The organism is Actinomadura rubteroloni (assembly GCF_002911665.1).
Lineage (GTDB): Bacteria > Actinomycetota > Actinomycetes > Streptosporangiales > Streptosporangiaceae > Spirillospora > Spirillospora rubteroloni.
In genome coordinates this window covers 584,108-601,745 of the sequence record NZ_MTBP01000003.1, presented here as the reverse complement: position 1 = coordinate 601,745, position 17,638 = coordinate 584,108, and the positions used below count along the sequence as shown (strand labels likewise).

The window sequence follows — 17,638 nt, the reverse complement described above, 5'->3', positions numbered from 1 at the left end:
CAGACCGGTCTACTGAATAACAAGCCGCGCGCGAGCGTCAGGCGCGCGGACGGCGACCCCGGCGCGCCTGCGGCGCGGGCGGCGCGGGCGGCGGGGCCGGGGCGACCGCGAGCGACAGCAGCGACGCCTCGGCCGCCGCGCGGTCGTCGCCGAGCCCGACCATCAGGTTGACGACGTGCGGCGCGAGGACCCGCAGCACGCCGTTGCCCTCGTCGCCGAACACCCCGGCGGCCTCCAGCAGCACATAGCCGTGGAGAACGCTCCAGAACTGGGCGGCGACGGCGATGGCGTCGTCGGGGCGGATCCGCCCGGCGGCCATGATGCGCCGCACGGTCTCGACGTGCTGCTCGAACGCCGCGTTACTCTCGGCGAGCGTGGTGGGCGTCCCCTCGGCGATCAGGTCGTGCCCGATCGGCGGGTGCGCGCCCGGCCCGGTGAGCCCGATCATGAACCGGTAGCGCTGCGGGTTGGCGAGGACGTAGTCCCGGTAGGCGAGCCCGAGCGCCAGCAGGTCGGCGACCGGGTCGTCGGTGCGGGGCACGGCTCGCAACTGGCGGCCGAAGCGGACGAACGCCTCCCGCATGATCGCCTCATGGAGCCCGGCCATGCCGCCGAAGTGCGTGTAGACGGCCATCGTGGACGCGCCGATCTCCGCCGCCAGCTTGCGCGCGTTCAGCGCCTCGGGCCCGTCCCGCTCCAGCAGCCGGATGCCGGCGGCGACGAGCCGCTGCCGCGCGTTCTCCCCTGGACCTTCGGCCATGACGATGTTATACCTGCTCATTACATTGTTATGCGCGAGGTCAGCCCCCCGAAGAGGTGCCCGATGACCGAGACCCCCGACCCGATCGCGGCGCTCGGCGCCGACTTCACCGACGACCCGTATCCCGCCTACGGCTTCCTGCGCGCGGCCGACCCGGTGCACGAGAGCGCCGCCGGATTCTGGCTCCTGTCGTCCTACCGGGACGTCTCGGCCGTCCTGCGCGCCGGGCTGTCGTCCAATCCGCGGAACGTGACGCACGGCGCCGTCCTCGGCCAGTACGAGCGGCTGGGCGGGACCGGCGCGATGTTCGCCCGCACGATGCTGGAGCACGACGCGCCGGACCACACGCGGCTGCGCTCGCTCGTGACGAAAGTGTTCACGCGGCGCGCCGTCGCGGCGCTCGAAACGCGCGTCACCGAACTCGTCGACGCCGCGCTCGACCGCGTCGCCGACGCGGGACGCGCCGACCTGGTCGACGCCCTGGCCTTCCCGCTGCCGTTCGCGGTGATCTCCGAGATGCTCGGCCTGCCGCCCGACAGCAGCGACCGCGTCCGCGAGCTGAGCGGGCTGCTCGTCCGCTCCCAGGAGCCCGTCTTCGACCCGGCCGTCCTGGACTCCGTCGCGCGGGCGGGCGACGCGATGGTCGCGCTGGTCCGGGAGCTGATCGCGGCCAAGCGGCGGGACCCGGGCGACGACCTGCTGACCGCCCTCATCGCGGCCGAGCAGGACGGCGCCCGGCTCACCGACGACGAGCTGGTCGCCCAGGTCGTCCTGCTCTACATCGCGGGCCACGAGACGACCGTGAACCTCATCGCGGGCGGCACCGTCGCGCTGCTGCGCAACCCCGGCCAGCTCGCCGCGCTGCGCGCGAACCCCGGGCTGACCGGCAACGCCGTCGAGGAACTGCTGCGCTACGACTCGCCCGTCCAGCAGACGCGGCGCATCACGACCGCGCCGTACACCGTGCGCGGACGGGAGATCCCGCCCGGCACGTTCGTCATCGCCTGCGTCGGGTCGGCCAACCGCGACGAGGAGTTCTGGGGGCCGGACGCCGATCAGTTGCGTTTGGACCGGCCGGACGCCCGCCGGCACGTGTCCTTCGGCGCCGGCCCCCACCACTGCCTCGGCGCCGCGCTCGCCCGGCTGGAAGGCCGGGTGGCCTTCGAGCGCCTGGTCCGGCGCTTCCCCCGCCTGGAGTTCGACGGGGACGTCGTCTGGAACGGCCGCGTCAACCTGCGCGGCCCCGCCGAGCTGCCCGTCCGGGTCTAGGTCCGCGCCGCGGGGACCCCGGGCCCGCTCACTCGCCGACGAGAGCGAGCGACGCCCGCCACAACCGGGCCGCGCGCGCGGGATCCAGCGCGTAGCCGGCGACGCCGCGGCGGACGCCCGCGCGGCGCGGCCCCGCCTCGGCGCAGTCCTCGAAGTAGCGGCCCGTCACCCCGTCCACCAGCGGCGACGCGGCGAGCAGGACGGACGTGGCGGCGCCCTGCGCGACGGTCTTCCAGGACACGTCCGTGCTGCGCGGGCCGAACGACGCCGGCGCGGCCGACACGTCCCCGATGTGGCGGGACAGGTTGGTGGCGGTGATCCGGCCGGGGTTCAGCGCGTTCACGGCGATCCCGTCGCCGGCCCAGCGCCGGGCGGCCTCGACGGCGAACAGCACGTTGGCGGTCTTGGACCGTCCGTACGCCGACCACGGGTCGTACGGGCCGCGTTCGTACGTCAGGTCCTCGAAGTCCACGTCGGCGTTGAGGTGGCCCACCGAGCTGACGGCGACCACGCGGGCGTCCCCGGCCGCCGCGAGCGCCGGGTGCAGGCCGGTGGCCAGCGCGAAGTGGCCGAGGTGGTTGGTGGCGAACTGCAGTTCCCAGCCCTCGGGCGTCCGGGTCTCCGGCGGGGCCATGACCCCGGCGTTGCACACGAGGACGTGCAGCGGACCGTCCCACGCGGCGACGAACGCCGCCACCGACGCGCGGTCGGCGAGGTCGAGCGGGGCGACGCGCGGGCGGGCGCCGGTGGACGCGGCGATGTCCGCGGCGGCGCGGTCCCCGGCGGCGGTGTCGCGGACCGCGAGCGTCACCTCGGCGCCCGCGCCGGCGAGCGCGCGGGCGGTCTCGGCGCCGAGACCGGACGAGCCGCCGGTCACGACCGCCCGTCGGCCGCGCAGGTCGACGCCCTCGATCACCTCGGCGGCGGTCGAGGCGGCACCGAACGGAGTGGTGACCAGTTCTCTCATCATGGCGCTCCCAGCACGCTAGACTAAACGGAGTCGGCTCCGCTCAGCGTAAGCGGACCCGGCTCCGTTTGCAAGCACGAAGGAGGAGCGCGATGCCACCGGCACGGCCGCTGCGCGCCGACGCGCGGCAGAACGAGTCGCGTCTGCTGGAGGTCGCCGCGCGGGCGTTCGCCCGCTCGGGGCCGGACGCGTCCCTGAAGGCCATCGCGCAGGAGGCGGGGGTGGGCATCGGCACGCTCTACCGCCGGTTCCCGAGCCGCGAGACGCTCATCGAGGCGGTCTACCGCAGCGAGGTCGACCGGCTGTGCGCGACGGCGCCCGCCCTGCTCGAACGGCTGGAGCCCCTGGACGCGCTGCGGGAGTGGATGGAGCGGTTCGTGGACTTCATGGCCGCCAAGCACGCGATGGGCGACGCGCTGCGGGCCGTCCTGACGTCCGAGGACGACCGCATGCGCACCCGCGGCCTGCTCCGCGACGCGCTCGCGGTCCTGCTGCGGGCGGGCGCCGAGCGCGGCACGATCCGGCCGGAGGTGGACGCCCACGATCTGCTGCTCGTCCTCGGCGGGATCGCGCTGATCGCCGAGGGCCCCGACCGCCGCGACCTCGCCGTGCGGCTGCTCGGGCTGGTCACCGACGGGGTCCGCGCCTGACCGGGGCGTCGCCGGATTCAGTTTCGGCGGCGCGGATTCGTCGCCGACTGCATAACCCCGGCGCCCGGCGTGTGGCAGCGTACCCACATGGATCCAGTGGTTGAGTTCGTCCCGGGCCGCAGCGGCCGGGCGCGGAGTTTCGAGCGTTTCCTGCGGCTGGCGATCAAGCCGTGGCTGTTCGGCATGCCGCTGACGCGCAGCACCCTGCGCCTGGCGGGCGTGTTCGAGCTGGGCGCGCCCCTGGTCATGCGGACGCCGCGCGGGACGCAGATCGAGCGCGTGGAGTTCGACGGCTTCCACGGCGAGTGGATCCGCCCCGCGAACGCCGACCCGTCCCGCGTGCTGCTGTACTTCCACGGCGGCGGGTTCTTCTTCTGCGGCCTGAAGACCCACCGCCGCATGATCGCCAAGATCGCCGAGGCGGCGGGCGTCACCGCCTTCTCGGTCGCCTACCGGCAGCTTCCCGGGGCGCCCCTGACCACGTCGGTGGCCGACGCACAGCAGACCTACGAGTGGCTGCTGGCCCAGGGCATCGCGGGCGAGCACATCGCGCTCGGCGGTGACTCGGCGGGCGGCTTCCTGGCCCTCAACACCGCCCTGACCGCCGCCGAGCAGGGACGGCCCGTGCCGGCCGCGATCGCGACGCTGGCCCCGCTCGTCACCCTCGACCACGTGGAGCGCGCCGCGTTCCCGTACACGCGCAAGGACGCCTACATCCCCGTCCACCGCCTGGAGCGGCTCAAGCGCCTGCTCCTGTCCGAGGGCGACGTCACCGCCCCCGCCGACCGGGACCTGCGCACGCTGCCGCCCGTGCTGGTCGTGTCGGGCTCGCACGAGGCCCTGCGCTACGACACCGACCTGCTCGCCCAGCGCCTGGCGGACGCCGGCGTGCCGCACAAGGTCGAGATCTTCGAGAAGCAGGTGCACGTGTTCGCCGCGTTCTCCGGCGTCATCCCCGAGGCGGACCGGGCGATCGGCGACATCGCGTCGTTCGTCCGGACCTACCTGGCGCCGAGCGCCGTCGGCACCACCGCCGCCTGACGCTCAGCTCCGGTACACCGACGTCGCGATCTGGACGAACGACCTGATCAGCGGGTTCGGGTCGGCCGCCTGCCACGCCACCACGACGCGGCTCGGCGCCATGCCCGCCAGCGGGACGACGGCCAGTTCCGCGGGCAGGTCGTGGCCGAGCGGGCTCAGGCCGACCGTCCCGTTCCACAGGACGGCCTGCACGCACTCGCGGACGCCGCGCACCACCGGGCCCTCGCGCGGCTCGCCGCCGTTCCAGTACGCCCGCCACGCGGCGTCGGTGCCGTCCGGGAACTGGAACCAGCGGCGGCCGGCGAGGTCGGCCAGGGCGAGGCGGTCGCGGGCGGCGAGCGGATCGTCGGCGCGCAGCACCGCGCCCACCGGGTCGGCGCGCAGTTCGCGCACCGCGAGGCCCGCCGGGTCGAAGGGCGCGCGGGTCAACGCCACGTCGACCAGTCCGGCGCGCAGGCCGCACGTCGGATCGGTCAGGTCGGCCTCGCGGACGCGCACCTCGACGCCCGGATGCCTTCGCCGGTAGGCGGCGGCCAGCCGCGCGGCGCCGGGATCGGCGCCGTCCCCGAGGATCCCCACAGTGATCGCTGCGGCGCCCGCCACCGCCGCCACGCGCACGCGCGCCCCCTCGGCCCGTTCGAGCAGCGTGCGCGCCTCGTCCAGCAGCACCTTCCCGGCGGGCGTGAGCGCGACGCCCGCCGGGGAGCGGTGCAGCAGGACGGCGCCGAGATCGTCCTCGAGCCGCCGGATCGCGCGGCTCAGCGGCGGCTGGCTCATGTGCAGCCGGGCGGCGGCGCGGCCGAAGTGCAGCTCCTCCGCGACGGCGACGAAATAGCGCAGCGTGCGCAGCTCCATGACCGGCGACGATACCCGGACGGCATCGCACCCGCGCAAACGGTCTTGGACGTCCGGGACGCGGCGGCGGTGCAATCGGGGCATGACCGAAGAACAGCTCCCCGACCCCGCCGTCCGGGTCACCGACGCCGACGAGATCGCCCGCGACCTGCTGATCGTCCCGAACCGCGACGTCCCGCTGGTCCCCAACATCGGCATCATCGGCGGCGCCGAGGCCGTTCTCGTCGTGGAGACGGGAATGGGCACCGCCAACGCCGAACAGGTCCTCGCGCTGGCCGATGAGGTGGCGCGCGGCCGTCGGCTGTTTCTGACGACGACGCATTTTCACCCCGAGCACGCGTTCGGCGCCCACGCCTTCGCCGGCCGGGCCACGTATCTGGTCAACCGCGCGCAGGCCGACGATCTGGGCGCCAAGGGGGCGGCCTACCTCCAGATGTTCCGGGGCCTCGGCGACGCGATCGCCCGCCGCCTGGACGGTGCCGAAGTGCCCGTCCCCGACGTGGTCTACGACGACGCGTACGACCTGGACCTCGGCGGCCGGATCGTCCGGCTGCGGCCCACCGGCCGGGGCCACACCCGGGGCGACCAGGTGATCGAGGTGCCGGACGCGGGCGTCCTGTTCACCGGCGACCTGGCCGAGACCGGGCAGTTCGCCATCTTCCCGTGGTTCCCGCCGCACGACACCGACGTCTCGGGCGTGCGCTGGCTGACGGTCATGGACCGGCTGGCCGCGTCCCGTCCCGCCGTCGTCGTCCCCGGCCACGGCGCCCCCGGCGGCCCGGAGATCCTCACCGACGTCGCCGCCTACCTGCGCGAACTGCGCGACGAGACCTGGCGCCGCCGCGACTCCGCGCTCGCCGAGGACGCCGTCGCCGCGGAGGTCCGGGCGCTGCTGATCGAGCGCCATCCGGAGTGGTCCGGCCGGGAGTGGATCGAACGGGGCGTCGGCTGCCTGTGCGCCGAGCACGCGGCGAGGTGACGACGGGCTGTCCTCCGGGCCACTGGCCTCAGACGTGCCGTCACGCTTCGTGACCGCCGGACCGGCAATGAACCGGCGGCGGGCTCGCCCGTTTCTCTTGGCTCGTCACGACAAGGAGCGCCGATGGGCGAGGACCGATCCTGGGCGGCGCTGATCGCCGAGGACGCCGGGATCGACCGGACGGACCTGCGGCCGCAGCACACGTTCGAGCACCTGGGCCTGGATTCGCTCGCCCTGCTCCGGCTGCGCGTCCGCATCGAGGAGGACTTCGGCGTCTGGCTGGACGAGACCGAGTTCAACGCCACGACGACCGTCGCGGAGCTGGAGCACCTGATGTCGGGCGGCTGAGGGCGGCTACCGCAGCCGGGCGGCCAGGCCGTTCTTGTCGACCTTGCCGACGCCGGTCAGGGGGAACGAGCCGACGGCCTCGATCCGGTCCGGGAACTTGAACGCGGCGACGCCCCTGCCGCGCAGGAACTCCTTGATCGCCGCGAGCGCGGGCGGCGGCGTCCCGTCCCGCGGGACCAGGAACGCGCAGGTCCGCTCGCCGAGCACCGGGTCGGGCAGGCCGACGACGGCCGCGTCGCGGACCGCCGGATGCGCGAGCAGGTGCCCTTCCAGCTCGGCGGCGGCGAACTTCTCGCCGCCCCGGTTGATCTGCTCCTTCGTGCGTCCTTCCACCACGAGATGCCCGGACGGGAGCCGCCGCACGAGGTCGCCGGTGCGGAAGAAGCCGTCCGGCGTGAAGGCGCGGGCGTTGTGCTCGGGCGCGCGGTAGTAGCCGCGCAGCGTGTACGGGCCCCGGGTGAGAAGTTCGCCGACCTCGCCGGGCGGGACCGGGGCGCCGCCGGGGTCCACGACGCAGATCTCGTCGGCCGGTGAAAGCGGGCGTCCCTGCGTGCCTTCGACCAGATGCGGCGGGTCGTCCGGGCGGGTGAAGTTCAGCAGGCCCTCCGCCATGCCGAACACCTGCTGGAGCGCGCAGCCGAGCGCGCGCGGCACCGTCGCGGCGTGCTCGGGGGCGAGCCGGGCGCCGCCGACCTGCACGAGCCGCAGGGACGCGAGGTCGTGCCGGGTCCGCGCCGCCGCGCGCGCCCACAGCAGCGCGGCGGGCGGGACGAGCGCGCTCACCGTCACGCGCTCCCGCTCGATCAGCGGGAACGTCTCGGCGGGCGAGGTCGTCGGCACCATCACCACCGTGCCGCCCCGGTGCAGCGCGCCGAGGATCCCCGGGCACGCCAGCGCGAAATTGTGCGCCGCCGGAAGGGCCGCGAGATAGACGGTGTCCCGGCCGAATCCGCATACTTCCGCGCTCGCGCGAAGATTGTAGACATAGTCGCGGTGTGTTCGCGGGATCAGTTTCGGGGACCCGGTGGTTCCGCCGGAAAGGAGCAGGACGGCCACGTCGCCCGGTTCCGGACGCTCCGGCACAGAGTCCGCGCGGCCCGCCGCCTCGACGTCGGCGAGTGTGGTGAATTCCCCCGCGTCGCCGTCCACGACGACATGGTCCACCGGAAGAGAACGGGCGAGCCGACGGACGTCGAAGTCCCCGTCGGTCTCGCTCATGAAATAGCCGCGCGCGTCGGTCAGCGCGCACAGCTCCCGGATCTCGCCGGCCCGGTGCGCGGGCAGCGCCAGGACGGGAACGATGCCGCTGCGCACGAGCGCCAGGAAGACCACCGCGAACCCGGCGGAGTTGGGCAACTGGACGATCACCCGGTCGCCCCGGCGCAGGCCCAGCGCGGTGAGGCCGTCCGCCGCCCGCCGGACGCGCAGGTCCAGCTCCGCGTAGGTCAGCCGGGTGTCCCCCGCGACCAGCGCGGTGCGGCCCGGCGCGCCGCCGGGGACGTCGCCCAGCAGATCCCGCCCCCAGTGGCCCTCCGCCTCGTAGCGGGCCGCGAACTCCGGCGGCCAGGGCGTGAAACCGTCCATGCTCGCGGCACCTCCCGCGTCGCCGAGAAAACTTCATCATGACGTCTCTCCGCGCTTTCTTCGACCGCGATTCATGACGCGATATCCGCATTTCCGGTAACGCGCGGCGCCGATTCTTACTCGGCCGCCCGATGAATATGCCGACGCGGCCACAGTCACGCCGAACACGGCACGTTCCCGCGCCGCCGGGAGTTTCATGAGGGGCCGATCCTGGAGGGAGCCGCAGGTGCCGATTCTCCGTCCCGCGCCGCCGCCGGGAACCGTCCCGTTCACCGCGATCGACCGGGTCTCCGGGGACGTCGCCGCGCGGGCGCAGGCGCCCCCGGCGGCGTGCGTGATCCTGACCGTCGACGGCCCCGCCCCGGCCCTGTCCGATCTGTGCGCCTACATCGCCGACCGGATCGACCGCGTGCCCGTCCTGCGGTACCGGCCGGACGGGCGGCGGCGGCGCTGGGTCCGGATCGAGCCGTTCGACGTCCGCCCGCAGATCCGCGAGCGGGAGCTGAAGCCCGGCGCCGACGTCCGGGCCGCCGCGCTGGACCTGCCGTCCCTCCCGGCCGGACGGCCGCTGTGGGACCTGACGCTCCTGCACGGCCACGCGCCCGGCGAGTACGCCCTGTGCTACCGCTCGCACACGATGTTCCAGGACGGGACGGCCGTCGTCGGCACCGTGGAGGCGCTGTTCGGCCGCAGGCGGCTGCCCGAGCCTCCGCCGAACCCGGGCCGCACCGGTCCGCGCGCGTTCCCGCTCCCGGCCCTGCGCCGCCCCGCGCGCCGCCGCCGCACGCCGTGGCCGCTGCCCGCGCGGACGCCCACCGGCCGTTTCGTCATGCACGCCGTCGAACTGGACACCGCGCAGTTGCTCACCGTCGCGCGCGCCGGGCGGACGACCGTCAACCAGGTCTGCCTGGCCTCGCTGACCGGCGCGCTGCGGGCCTGGACGCCCCCGGACCGCGCCGACCGCCGCGCGTCGCTGCCCGTCCAGGTGCCGATGAACCTGTGGCCGCCCGAACGCAGCGGCGCGCTCGGCCACCACCTCGGCCTGCTGCGCGTGGACCTGCCCTGCGGCGCGCCGTCCCCGCGCGAGCACCTGCGGCAGGTCGTCGACCAGACGAGCGAGCGCCGCATCGCCCTCCACCGCGCGCTCGCGCGGGCGCTGGCGCCGTCGGTGCCGTACGCGCTGCTGCGGACGGTGGTCGGCCAGTGCGAGCGCGCCGGCGTCGTCGGCCAGTTCGTGACGACCCTGCGCGTGGCGTCCGGGCTCACCGTCGACGGAGCGCCGGTGCGCGCGGTGGCGATCACGCCCGCGCCGGTGCCGCTGGTGCGCCTCGCCGTCGTGATCGTCTTCTACGGCGCGCGGGTGACGGCGGTGGCGTCCGTCGACGCCGCCCTCGCCGGATCGGCCGCCGCCGGCCCCGAGCGGCTGGGCGCCCTGTGGCGTGCCGCGCTGACCGAGCTGTGCGCCCTCCACACGTGACACCGACCTCAGGAAACGAGCCGCGCCCATGACCGTGCAGAGCCTCGCCGACCCGGAACCGGCGAACGCGCGCCTGGCCCGGCGCTGGGCGACGACCGCCGTCGCGTGCACCGGGCTGCTGCTGATCGGCGTCGACGGCACCGTCCTCAACGTCGCGATCCCCGCGATGCAACGGGCCCTGCGCCCGTCCACGGCCGAGGTCCAGTGGACGGTCGACGCCTTCGCGGTCGTCATGGCCGGGACGGTCCTGGCGGCGGGAAGCCTCGGCGACCGCATCGGGCGGCGCCGCGTCTTCGTCACCGGGCTGCTGCTGTGCGCGGCGGCCTCGGTCGCGGGCGGCGCCGCGACGAACCCCGCGCAGATGATCGCCTCGCGGGTCGTGCAGGGCGCCGGCTGCGCGCTGATGATGCCCGCGACGCTGTCGATCATCATCGACGTCTTCCCCGAACCGCACCTGCGGCGCCGGGGCATCGCGGTCTGGGCGGCGGTCGCGGGCGTCGGCGGCCTGCTCGGACCGGTCGCGGGCGGCTGGCTGGTCGATCACGCGTCCTGGCGCGCGGCGTTCTGGAGCAGCATGCCGATCGCGGTCGCGGCGGCGGCCCTGGCGGCGTGGATGGTGCCCGAGTCGCGCGACGCCGACGCGTCCCCGCTGGACCATCGCGGCGCGCTGCTCTCGACCGCCGGGCTGAGCGCCCTGGTCTGGGCCGTGGTCGCCGGGCCGAGGCACGGCTGGACGAGCCCGGCCGTCCTCGCGGCGTTCGCCGGCGCGGCGGTGCTGCTCACGGCGTTCGCGGTGTGGCAGGCGCGCTGCCGGGCGCCGATGCTGCCGCTGTCGTTGCTGCGCGCGCCGCGCGTCCGGCTCGGCCTGGCGGTGATGGCGCTGGTCTCCGCGCTGGTCTTCGGCTCGGTGCTGATCCTGAACCTCTACATGCAGGGCGTCCTGGACTACTCGGCCCTGCGCAGCGGGACGCGCACGCTCCCGGCGACGGCGGGCATGGTCGTCGGCGCCGCGATCGCGCTGCCGCTGCTCAACAAGCTCGGGCGGTTCGGTGACCGGACCGCGATCGTGGTGGGCCTCACGACCCTCGCCGCGGCGTTCGCCCTGCTGGCGACGTTCACGACCGCGTCGGGCTACCGCGCGCTGGCCGTGTACCTCGTGCTGCTGGGAACCGGCGCGGGCGTCATCCTGGCGGCGGGCACCGAGATGGTGATGGCGGCGTTCCCCGGGGAGCGCGCCGGGCTGGGGTCGGCGCTCAACGACGTCACCCGCCAGGTCGGCCTGGCCCTCGGGATCGCGGTGCAGGGGTCGGCCCTGTCCGCCGTCTCCGCGCACCGCCTGCACGACCTGCGCGGCGCGGTCCCGGACGACGACGTCAACGCCCTCCTGGCGGCGGCGCACGTCCCGGGCGGCCCCGGGCCGGCGGCGGTGGCGGCGGCCAAGGACGCCTTCGTCCACGGCATGACCCGATGCGCGCTGGCCGGTGCCGTCCTCGTCGGCGCGGCGGCCGTCCCGGTCGCGTGGAGCATGGCGCGGACGCTCACCACGTCACGGGAAGCGCGACGAGCCCGGCCGTGAGCCCGTGCTCCCGCACCTTCAGCTCGCTCGCCGGAACCGCCAGCCGCAGGGACGGGAAACGCGCGACGAGCCGGGAGAACACCGCCGTCAGCTCCAGCCGGGCCAGCGGCGCGCCCGGACAGTGCCGGCGGCCGTGCCCGAAGGCCAGATGCCGGTTGACGTCCCGCGCCACGTCGAACCCGTCGGGGTCCTCGAACACGCGCCGGTCATGGTTCGCCGCGCCGGTGTCCAGCAGCACGAGGTCCCCGGCGCCGATCCGGACGCCCGCGAACTCCAGGTCCGTGCGGGCGTACCGGACGACGCCGCTCGGCACGGTGATCGGCGCCCGCAGCATCTCCTCCACGGCGCCGGGGACGGCCGACGGGTCCCGCACGAGCGCCGCCCACCGCCCCGGGTCGGCCAGCAGGAACAGCGCGCCCCAGCCGATCTGCACGACCGTCGTCTCGTGCCCGCCGATGAGCAGCTTGCACAGGACGGTGATGACGTCGTCGTCGGACGCGTCGGGACGAGCGCACAACCGGCTGATCACATCGTCGCCGGGCTCCTTCCGCTTGCGTTCCACGAGCCATGTCCCGTACTGGTACAGCTCGGCCAGCCCTTGCAGGGAGACGTCGCGGTCGGCGGTGTTCGTCGCGGCTTCGGACCAGGCGCGGAACTTGCCGCGATCGTCGTGCGGAACGCCGAGCACCTCGCTGATGACCGCGATGGGCAGCGGCGTCGCCAGATCCCTCTGCAGGTCGGCGGGCGGGCCGTGCCGCTCGATCCCGTCGAGGAGTTCCCCGGTGAGCTGCTCGACGCGCGGACGTAAGTCCTGCATGCGCCGGGCGGTGAAATGGGACTGGAAGAAGCTCCGCGTCCGCGCGTGCTCCTGCCTCTCCCGGTCGAAGTTCTTGCCGGGGGCGGAGAAGATGGCGGCGTTCCCGGCGCGCGCGGCCTTGGCCGGCTCGGGGTGGGAACGGCCGAGCCGTTCGTCGTCGAGCAGCGCGCGGACGTGCGCGTAACCGGTGACGAGCCACGCTTCGTCGCCGACCACCGTCCGCACGCGCCGCACTTCGTCGCGGTCGTGGAACTCACGGATCAGCGGAGCGGGACGAAGCAGGTCCGGTCGCTCCAGCGGAAGCCGAGGAAGAGGCACATCGGGCATGTTCACTGTCCTTTTCGGAGATCGCCGGGCACGCGTCTCACCGGACGGGGGCGACGTACCGTTCCGCCGCCACGGACGCGTACCAGGCGTCGGTCATCACGAGGAAGAGCGCCGAATCGTCGGCGTACCGGCGCATCATCGGATCCGGTGACGACAGCAGCGGCCGGAGGACGTCCACGGCCCGCGCGGCGGCCTCGGTGAACATCCGGCGCGTCCGGTCGAGCGCGGACGGAAGGTCGCAGCCGTGGGCGTGCATGAGCACACCGGGCAGGCTGAACGGGACGCCCCCGACGGCGTGGTGCTCCTTGGCGTAGGACGCGAGGTCGTGGTGGATCACCATGACCCGGGTCGCCGCCTTCTTGAGCCGGAGGAAGTCGTCGTAGTGGCGCGAACCGGGCGTGATGGTGACCGAGCAGAGCGGTTCGGCCAGCGTCCGCGTCAGCCACATCAGGGACAGATGACGGCGGGCCGTCAGATAGTGGTCGACGCCGGGCCAGGTCCGGGTGACGCGGTGGTGCGCCTCCCAATGCCACACGCCGAGCAGCGACCGCACGCTGGCCAGCAGGTCTTCCTGATGGCGCGGCGAAAGGATCACGGCACTGCGCCGGAGGACGTCGGCCAGCGCCGCGTCGAAGCCCCGGCCGTCCGGCACGCGCCCGGGCTCCTCCAGGACGGTCGTGAGCGCCATCAGCAGATGGACGAACCGGGCGAGGTCCGCGCCGTCGGCGACCTCCTCCACGACCTCGCCGACGGCGATGAACGTGAAGTAGAGCCGGGCGGACAGGTCCACGACGTCCATGTCGGCCGTAGGCCAGCAGGCGGCCGTGTCGGCGCCGAGCGTCAGATGGAGCCATTCGTCGGTGCCGGGCGTCAGGTCGTAGCGGCGGACCCAGTCGCGCAACCGGCGCTCCGCCGCCTCCCGCAACCCCGGTTCGGCCACCGGCGGCTCGACCCCGGGCAGCAGCCCCGCCAGCGAGGGAACGGACGGACACGGCGTGGAGGTGGTCATGGGACGCTCGATTCCAGAAGCGAAGAAGCACACCCGGGCGGGATCCGGACGCGAGATGGGAGCGTGCCCGAACACCTGACGGCAGGGACACTCCGCATTCCGCCGAAACGCTTGTCAGGCGGCCGACGTGTCCTCGGACCCTACCCCTAACGCGGCGCGAGGTATCCAGTCGATGACGCTGTGTCATTGTGACTGGTGGGGCAAGGGTTCTCTACCGGAGCGGGCCATGGACAATTCACGGATCGTGACCACACTCTTGCGGAACGGCTGCGTCAGCCGTCCCGGCCCGAAGGGAGCCACCCCGTGACCGTCCCACCAGTCGAGCGCCCGGAACGCACGGAACGGGTGGTGGCGACCGGTGCGTCCCCCGTCCTGCTGATGGCGGCGCTGGCCGGGTCGAACCTGTTCGACGAATACGTCGTCTACGAGAAGCCCGGCATGTGGACGTTCGCGGGCGGCGCGCTGGGCGAGGTGATCCTCGAAGCCGACACGGTGAGCACCGCCTGGCCGGACGCGCCCCGCGACGTGCGCCCGTGGTCGGGCCGTCCGGCCGACGCGCTACGCGCGGCGTTCGCCGCCTGCCCCCTGCCGACGTGGAACGCCTACGGCTGGATCGCGTTCGAGTTCGCCGCCCGCCGCCCGGCCGGCCGCCTGGCCCACCTGCTCGTCCCGCGCGTGGAGGTCCGCGTCCACGACGGCACCGCGCACATCACGGGAGGCGACCGCGACGAGGTCGAACGCGTCACCGCCGCGCTGGCGAAAGGCGCACCGGAACCGGCCGCACCGACCAGAGTGCAGATCCGCACCGACGGCGACCATTACCGGGAACGAGTCGCCGAAGCCATCGCCGAGATCCACGCGGGCCGCTACCAGAAGGTGATCCTCTCCCGGACGGTCGACGTGCCGTTCCCCGTGGACGTCATCGCCACCTACGTACGCGGACGCCGGGCCAACACGCCGGCCCGCTCGTTCCTGTCGGTACTGGGCGACCACCAGGCGCTCGGCTTCAGCCCAGAAGTACTGGCATTGGTGACCGCGGGCGGACGCGTACGAACCGACCCGCTGGCGGGAACCCGGGCTTTCAACCGGACGGACGACGACCCCCGCCTCAGGAACGAGCTCCTGCACGACCCGAAAGAGGTCTTCGAGCACGCGATCTCCGTCTACACCGCACAAGACGAACTGCAGCGGATCTGCGCCCCGGGAACCGTGCGGATCGGCGATTTCATGACCGTCAAACAACGCGGCAGCGTGCAGCACCTGGGCTCCACCGTGACCGGCACGCTGGCCCGCGACCGCACGTCCTGGGACGCGCTCGACACCCTCTTCCCGGGCGTGACGGCGTCCGGCGTCCCCAAAGCGCAGGCGATCGAAGCCATCACCCGCCTGGACGAACCGCGCGGCCTCTATTCGGGCGCGGCCCTCTCGGTGACCCACGAAGGCGCACTGGACTGCGCGCTGGTCCTGCGCGCCCTCTACCGCCAGGACGGCCGGACATGGCTGCGCGCGGGCGCGGGAATCGTGGGCGCCTCGAATCCGGAAAGGGAATTCGAGGAGACGTGCGAGAAGCTGACGAGCATCGCCCCCCACGTGGTCGCGTCCGAAGACGGAACACCGACGTAGAAAGGGAGCCCCGGAAAACACTGCGGGCCGCCGGGGAAGGTGCGAAGCACCGACCACGACGGCCCGACTCGTGGGCGATACTGGGATTGAACCAGTGACCTCTACCGTGTCAAGGTAGCGCTCTCCCACTGAGCTAATCGCCCGCGCGTTCTCCCCGGGGGGAAGACGACGGTTGAGGTGGAGACGGGATTTGAACCCGTGTACACGGCTTTGCAGGCCGTTGCCTCGCCTCTCGGCCACTCCACCGAGCGGGCCCTGCCGTGCAAAGCCCCGAGGCCCTCAGAGCGGAAGACGGGATTTGAACCCGCGACCCTCACCTTGGCAAGGTGATGCTCTACCCCTGAGCCACTTCCGCGTGTGCTGCTCGGTTCCGGTCCCTTCCGGGCCGGTCCCTCGCGGCGACATGCAGAACACTAGCGCGTTCCGCCGCGTTCCCCAAACCGGTTAAGGCCGCGCGGGGCTTTCCCGAGGTCGGGCCCCGGACGACGGCACGGGCCACGGCGCCCGGCACACTGGTCCCGAGAGCGGACGGCGGGGGCGGACTGGGATGGACTTCGCGTACGCCGGCGGCGTGCTGGCGACGGGACCGGCGGAGACGACGAGCGATCCGGCCGCGCTGGAGGGCGGCGGCTGGTGGGCGGTGGCCGTCACGTTCGAGGGCAAGGTGACGTGCGTGCGGTTCACCGACGTCCGCCGGGCCCCGCATCCGGAGGGCCCGTGGAGCGCTCCCGGCGCGTGGACGTCGTCCCTGGACCGTGCCGCGTACACGGCGGGCGTACGGCGCATCCGGGACGAGATCGCCGACGGCGTCGTGTACCAGGCCAATCTGTGCCGCGTCCTGTCGGCGCCGCTGCCGGCGGGCGCGGGCATGGCGGGCCTCGGGAGCAGGCTGGCGCGCGGCAACCCGGCCCCGTACGCGATGACGCTGAGCGTCCCGGGCCTGGAGATCGCGTCGGCGTCCCCTGAGCTGTACCTGGCGCGGGACGGCGACGTGGTGGAGTCGCGTCCGATCAAGGGCACCGCGCGGACGGCGGCGGGCCTGCTCCCGAAGGACCGCGCCGAGAACGTCATGATCGTGGACCTCGTCCGCAACGACCTCGGCCGGACGGCCGCGACGGGTTCGGTGACGGTGCCGGAGCTGTGCGCGGTGGAGGAGCATCCGGGGCTCGTCCACATGGTCTCGACCGTCCGGGCGCGGCTCGCGCCGGGGACGGGCTGGCCCGAGCTGATCGCCGCGACGTTCCCGCCCGGCTCGGTGACCGGGACGCCCAAGGCGAGCGCGTTGGCGCTGCTGGCCGAGCTCGAACCGGTCCCGCGCGGGCCGTACTGTGGAGCCATCGGCTGGGTCGACGCCGATGCCCGGCGCGGTGCCCTCGCGGTCGGCATCCGGACCTTCTGGGCGGAGGACGGCATGCTGCGCCTCGGCACCGGCGCGGGCATCACCTGGGGCTCGGACCCGGCCGGCGAATGGCGGGAGACCGAGCTGAAGGCGGCTCGGCTGTTGGAGGTGGCTTCCGGTGACGGAGCAGGGCAAGGTCTGGATCAACGGTGATCTGGTCGACCCGCGCGAGGCGACGGTGTCGGTGCTCGACCACGGTTTCCTCGTCGGCGACGGGGTCTTCGAGACGGTGAAGGCGACGGGCGGCGAGCCGTTCGCCCTGACCCGGCACCTGCGGCGGCTCGCGGTGTCGGCGGCGGGACTCGGACTGCCCGAACCCGACCAGGACGCCATCGCCCAGGGCGTCCTGGAAGTACTGGCGGCGGCGCCGCGCTGGCCGCTCGGCCGGATCCGCGTCACGTACACGAGCGGTCCGGGCCCGCTCGGTTCGGCGCGCGGCGACGCGGGGCCGACGGTCGTGGTGACGGCCGCCGAGCAGCGCCCGTTCCCGGCGACGGCGGCGGTCGCGGTCGTCCCGTGGCCGCGCAACGAGCGGGGCCCGCTGACCGGGCTGAAGACGACGTCCTACGCCGACAACGCCGTCGCGCTGGACCATGCGGCGCGGCGGGACGCGGGCGAGGCGATCTTCGGGAACCTCGCCGGGAACCTGTGCGAGGGCACCGGCAGCAACGTGTTCGTCGTCCGGCGCGGACGGCTCGTCACTCCCCCGCTGTCGGCGGGCTGCCTGGCGGGCGTCACGCGGGCGCTGGCGCTGGAGTGGTGCGGCGGCGAGGAGCAGGACGTTTCGCTGGACGCGCTGCGCGACGCCGACGAGGCGTTCCTGACCTCCACCACGCGCGATCTCCAGCCGATCGCGCTGGTGGACGGCGTCGCGCTCCCGGCGGCGCCCGGCCCGATCACCGCCAAAGCGATGGAGACGTTCGCGGCGCGGGCGGCCGAGGTGATGGACCCCTGACC

Annotated in this window: 16 protein-coding genes and 3 tRNA genes; 10 read left to right on the top strand and 9 right to left on the bottom strand. The window is 74.0% G+C overall.

Annotation, left to right across the window (positions count from 1 at the left end; translation table 11 throughout):
• Window positions 1-37: 37 nt before the first annotated feature.
• A complete protein-coding gene (locus BTM25_RS23955; protein WP_103565215.1) occupies window positions 38-760 on the bottom strand; it encodes a TetR/AcrR family transcriptional regulator in 723 nt (240 codons plus the stop codon).
• Between the two features lie 63 nt (window positions 761-823).
• Between BTM25_RS23955 and BTM25_RS23950 the strand changes: the two genes are divergently transcribed.
• Window positions 824-2,029 (top strand): cytochrome P450, encoded by a 1,206-nt coding sequence (locus tag BTM25_RS23950; protein WP_103565214.1) that lies wholly within the window; start codon window positions 824-826, stop codon window positions 2,027-2,029.
• Between the two features lie 28 nt (window positions 2,030-2,057).
• Here the strand turns inward: BTM25_RS23950 and BTM25_RS23945 are convergent, their stop codons facing one another.
• On the bottom strand, window positions 2,058-2,999 hold the full coding sequence (locus BTM25_RS23945; RefSeq protein ID WP_205648240.1) for an SDR family NAD(P)-dependent oxidoreductase: 942 nt from the start codon (window positions 2,997-2,999) through the stop codon (window positions 2,058-2,060).
• A gap of 89 nt (window positions 3,000-3,088) precedes the next feature.
• On the opposite strand from BTM25_RS23945, the gene BTM25_RS23940 reads away from it, so the two are divergent.
• A complete protein-coding gene (locus BTM25_RS23940) occupies window positions 3,089-3,646 on the top strand; it encodes a TetR/AcrR family transcriptional regulator (protein ID WP_103565213.1) in 558 nt (185 codons plus the stop codon).
• Between the two features lie 87 nt (window positions 3,647-3,733).
• On the top strand, window positions 3,734-4,687 hold the full coding sequence (locus BTM25_RS23935; protein WP_103565212.1) for an alpha/beta hydrolase: 954 nt from the start codon (window positions 3,734-3,736) through the stop codon (window positions 4,685-4,687).
• Between the two features lie 3 nt (window positions 4,688-4,690).
• Here BTM25_RS23935 and BTM25_RS23930 read toward each other — a convergent pair whose 3' ends face one another.
• Complete coding sequence (locus BTM25_RS23930; RefSeq protein WP_103565211.1) at window positions 4,691-5,542, bottom strand: LysR family transcriptional regulator; 852 nt, start codon at window positions 5,540-5,542, stop codon at window positions 4,691-4,693.
• A gap of 82 nt (window positions 5,543-5,624) precedes the next feature.
• On the opposite strand from BTM25_RS23930, the gene BTM25_RS23925 reads away from it, so the two are divergent.
• On the top strand, window positions 5,625-6,521 hold the full coding sequence (locus tag BTM25_RS23925) for an MBL fold metallo-hydrolase (protein ID WP_103565210.1): 897 nt from the start codon (window positions 5,625-5,627) through the stop codon (window positions 6,519-6,521).
• 123 nt (window positions 6,522-6,644) lie between these two features.
• The gene (locus BTM25_RS23920) at window positions 6,645-6,869 is read left to right on the top strand and encodes an acyl carrier protein (RefSeq protein ID WP_103565209.1); all 225 of its coding nucleotides are present in this window, start codon (window positions 6,645-6,647) and stop codon (window positions 6,867-6,869) included.
• A 6-nt stretch (window positions 6,870-6,875) separates the two neighbouring features.
• Here the strand turns inward: BTM25_RS23920 and BTM25_RS23915 are convergent, their stop codons facing one another.
• Window positions 6,876-8,453: a (2,3-dihydroxybenzoyl)adenylate synthase gene (locus tag BTM25_RS23915; RefSeq protein ID WP_103565208.1), complete on the bottom strand. Its 1,578-nt coding sequence runs from the start codon at window positions 8,451-8,453 to the stop codon at window positions 6,876-6,878.
• A 226-nt stretch (window positions 8,454-8,679) separates the two neighbouring features.
• Here BTM25_RS23915 and BTM25_RS23910 point away from each other — a divergent pair, with 226 nt between their 5' ends.
• Window positions 8,680-9,930 carry a wax ester/triacylglycerol synthase domain-containing protein gene (locus BTM25_RS23910; protein WP_103565207.1) on the top strand — a complete coding sequence of 417 codons (1,251 nt, stop codon included), beginning with the start codon at window positions 8,680-8,682 and terminating at the stop codon, window positions 9,928-9,930.
• 28 nt (window positions 9,931-9,958) lie between these two features.
• Window positions 9,959-11,506, top strand: coding sequence for an MFS transporter (locus tag BTM25_RS23905; RefSeq protein ID WP_103565206.1), 1,548 nt, complete (start codon window positions 9,959-9,961; stop codon window positions 11,504-11,506).
• Here the strand turns inward: BTM25_RS23905 and BTM25_RS23900 are convergent.
• Both BTM25_RS23900 and BTM25_RS23895 read right to left on the bottom strand, forming a co-directional pair.
• Window positions 11,469-12,650 carry a cytochrome P450 gene (locus BTM25_RS23900; RefSeq protein ID WP_103565205.1) on the bottom strand — a complete coding sequence of 394 codons (1,182 nt, stop codon included), beginning with the start codon at window positions 12,648-12,650 and terminating at the stop codon, window positions 11,469-11,471. The genes BTM25_RS23905 and BTM25_RS23900 overlap by 38 nt on opposite strands.
• A 37-nt stretch (window positions 12,651-12,687) precedes the next feature.
• Window positions 12,688-13,659, bottom strand: coding sequence for a terpene synthase family protein (locus BTM25_RS23895; RefSeq protein WP_103565204.1), 972 nt, complete (start codon window positions 13,657-13,659; stop codon window positions 12,688-12,690).
• A gap of 303 nt (window positions 13,660-13,962) precedes the next feature.
• Between BTM25_RS23895 and BTM25_RS23890 the strand changes: the two genes are divergently transcribed.
• The gene (locus BTM25_RS23890) at window positions 13,963-15,282 is read left to right on the top strand and encodes a salicylate synthase (RefSeq protein WP_235828589.1); all 1,320 of its coding nucleotides are present in this window, start codon (window positions 13,963-13,965) and stop codon (window positions 15,280-15,282) included.
• A gap of 71 nt (window positions 15,283-15,353) precedes the next feature.
• Here BTM25_RS23890 and BTM25_RS23885 read toward each other — a convergent pair.
• The 3 genes from BTM25_RS23885 to BTM25_RS23875 form a co-directional block, all read right to left on the bottom strand.
• Window positions 15,354-15,425 (bottom strand) — tRNA-Val (locus BTM25_RS23885).
• A gap of 32 nt (window positions 15,426-15,457) precedes the next feature.
• A tRNA-Cys gene (locus BTM25_RS23880) sits at window positions 15,458-15,528 on the bottom strand.
• Window positions 15,529-15,565: 37 nt separating this feature from the next.
• A tRNA-Gly gene (locus BTM25_RS23875) sits at window positions 15,566-15,637 on the bottom strand.
• 192 nt (window positions 15,638-15,829) lie between these two features.
• Here BTM25_RS23875 and BTM25_RS23870 point away from each other — a divergent pair.
• Entirely contained in the window at window positions 15,830-16,834 is a 1,005-nt protein-coding gene (locus BTM25_RS23870) for a chorismate-binding protein (protein WP_103565203.1), read from the top strand.
• Window positions 16,800-17,636 (top strand): aminotransferase class IV, encoded by an 837-nt coding sequence (locus BTM25_RS23865; RefSeq protein WP_103565202.1) that lies wholly within the window; start codon window positions 16,800-16,802, stop codon window positions 17,634-17,636. The genes BTM25_RS23870 and BTM25_RS23865 overlap by 35 nt, the downstream gene beginning before the upstream one ends.
• Window positions 17,637-17,638 lie beyond the last annotated feature (2 nt).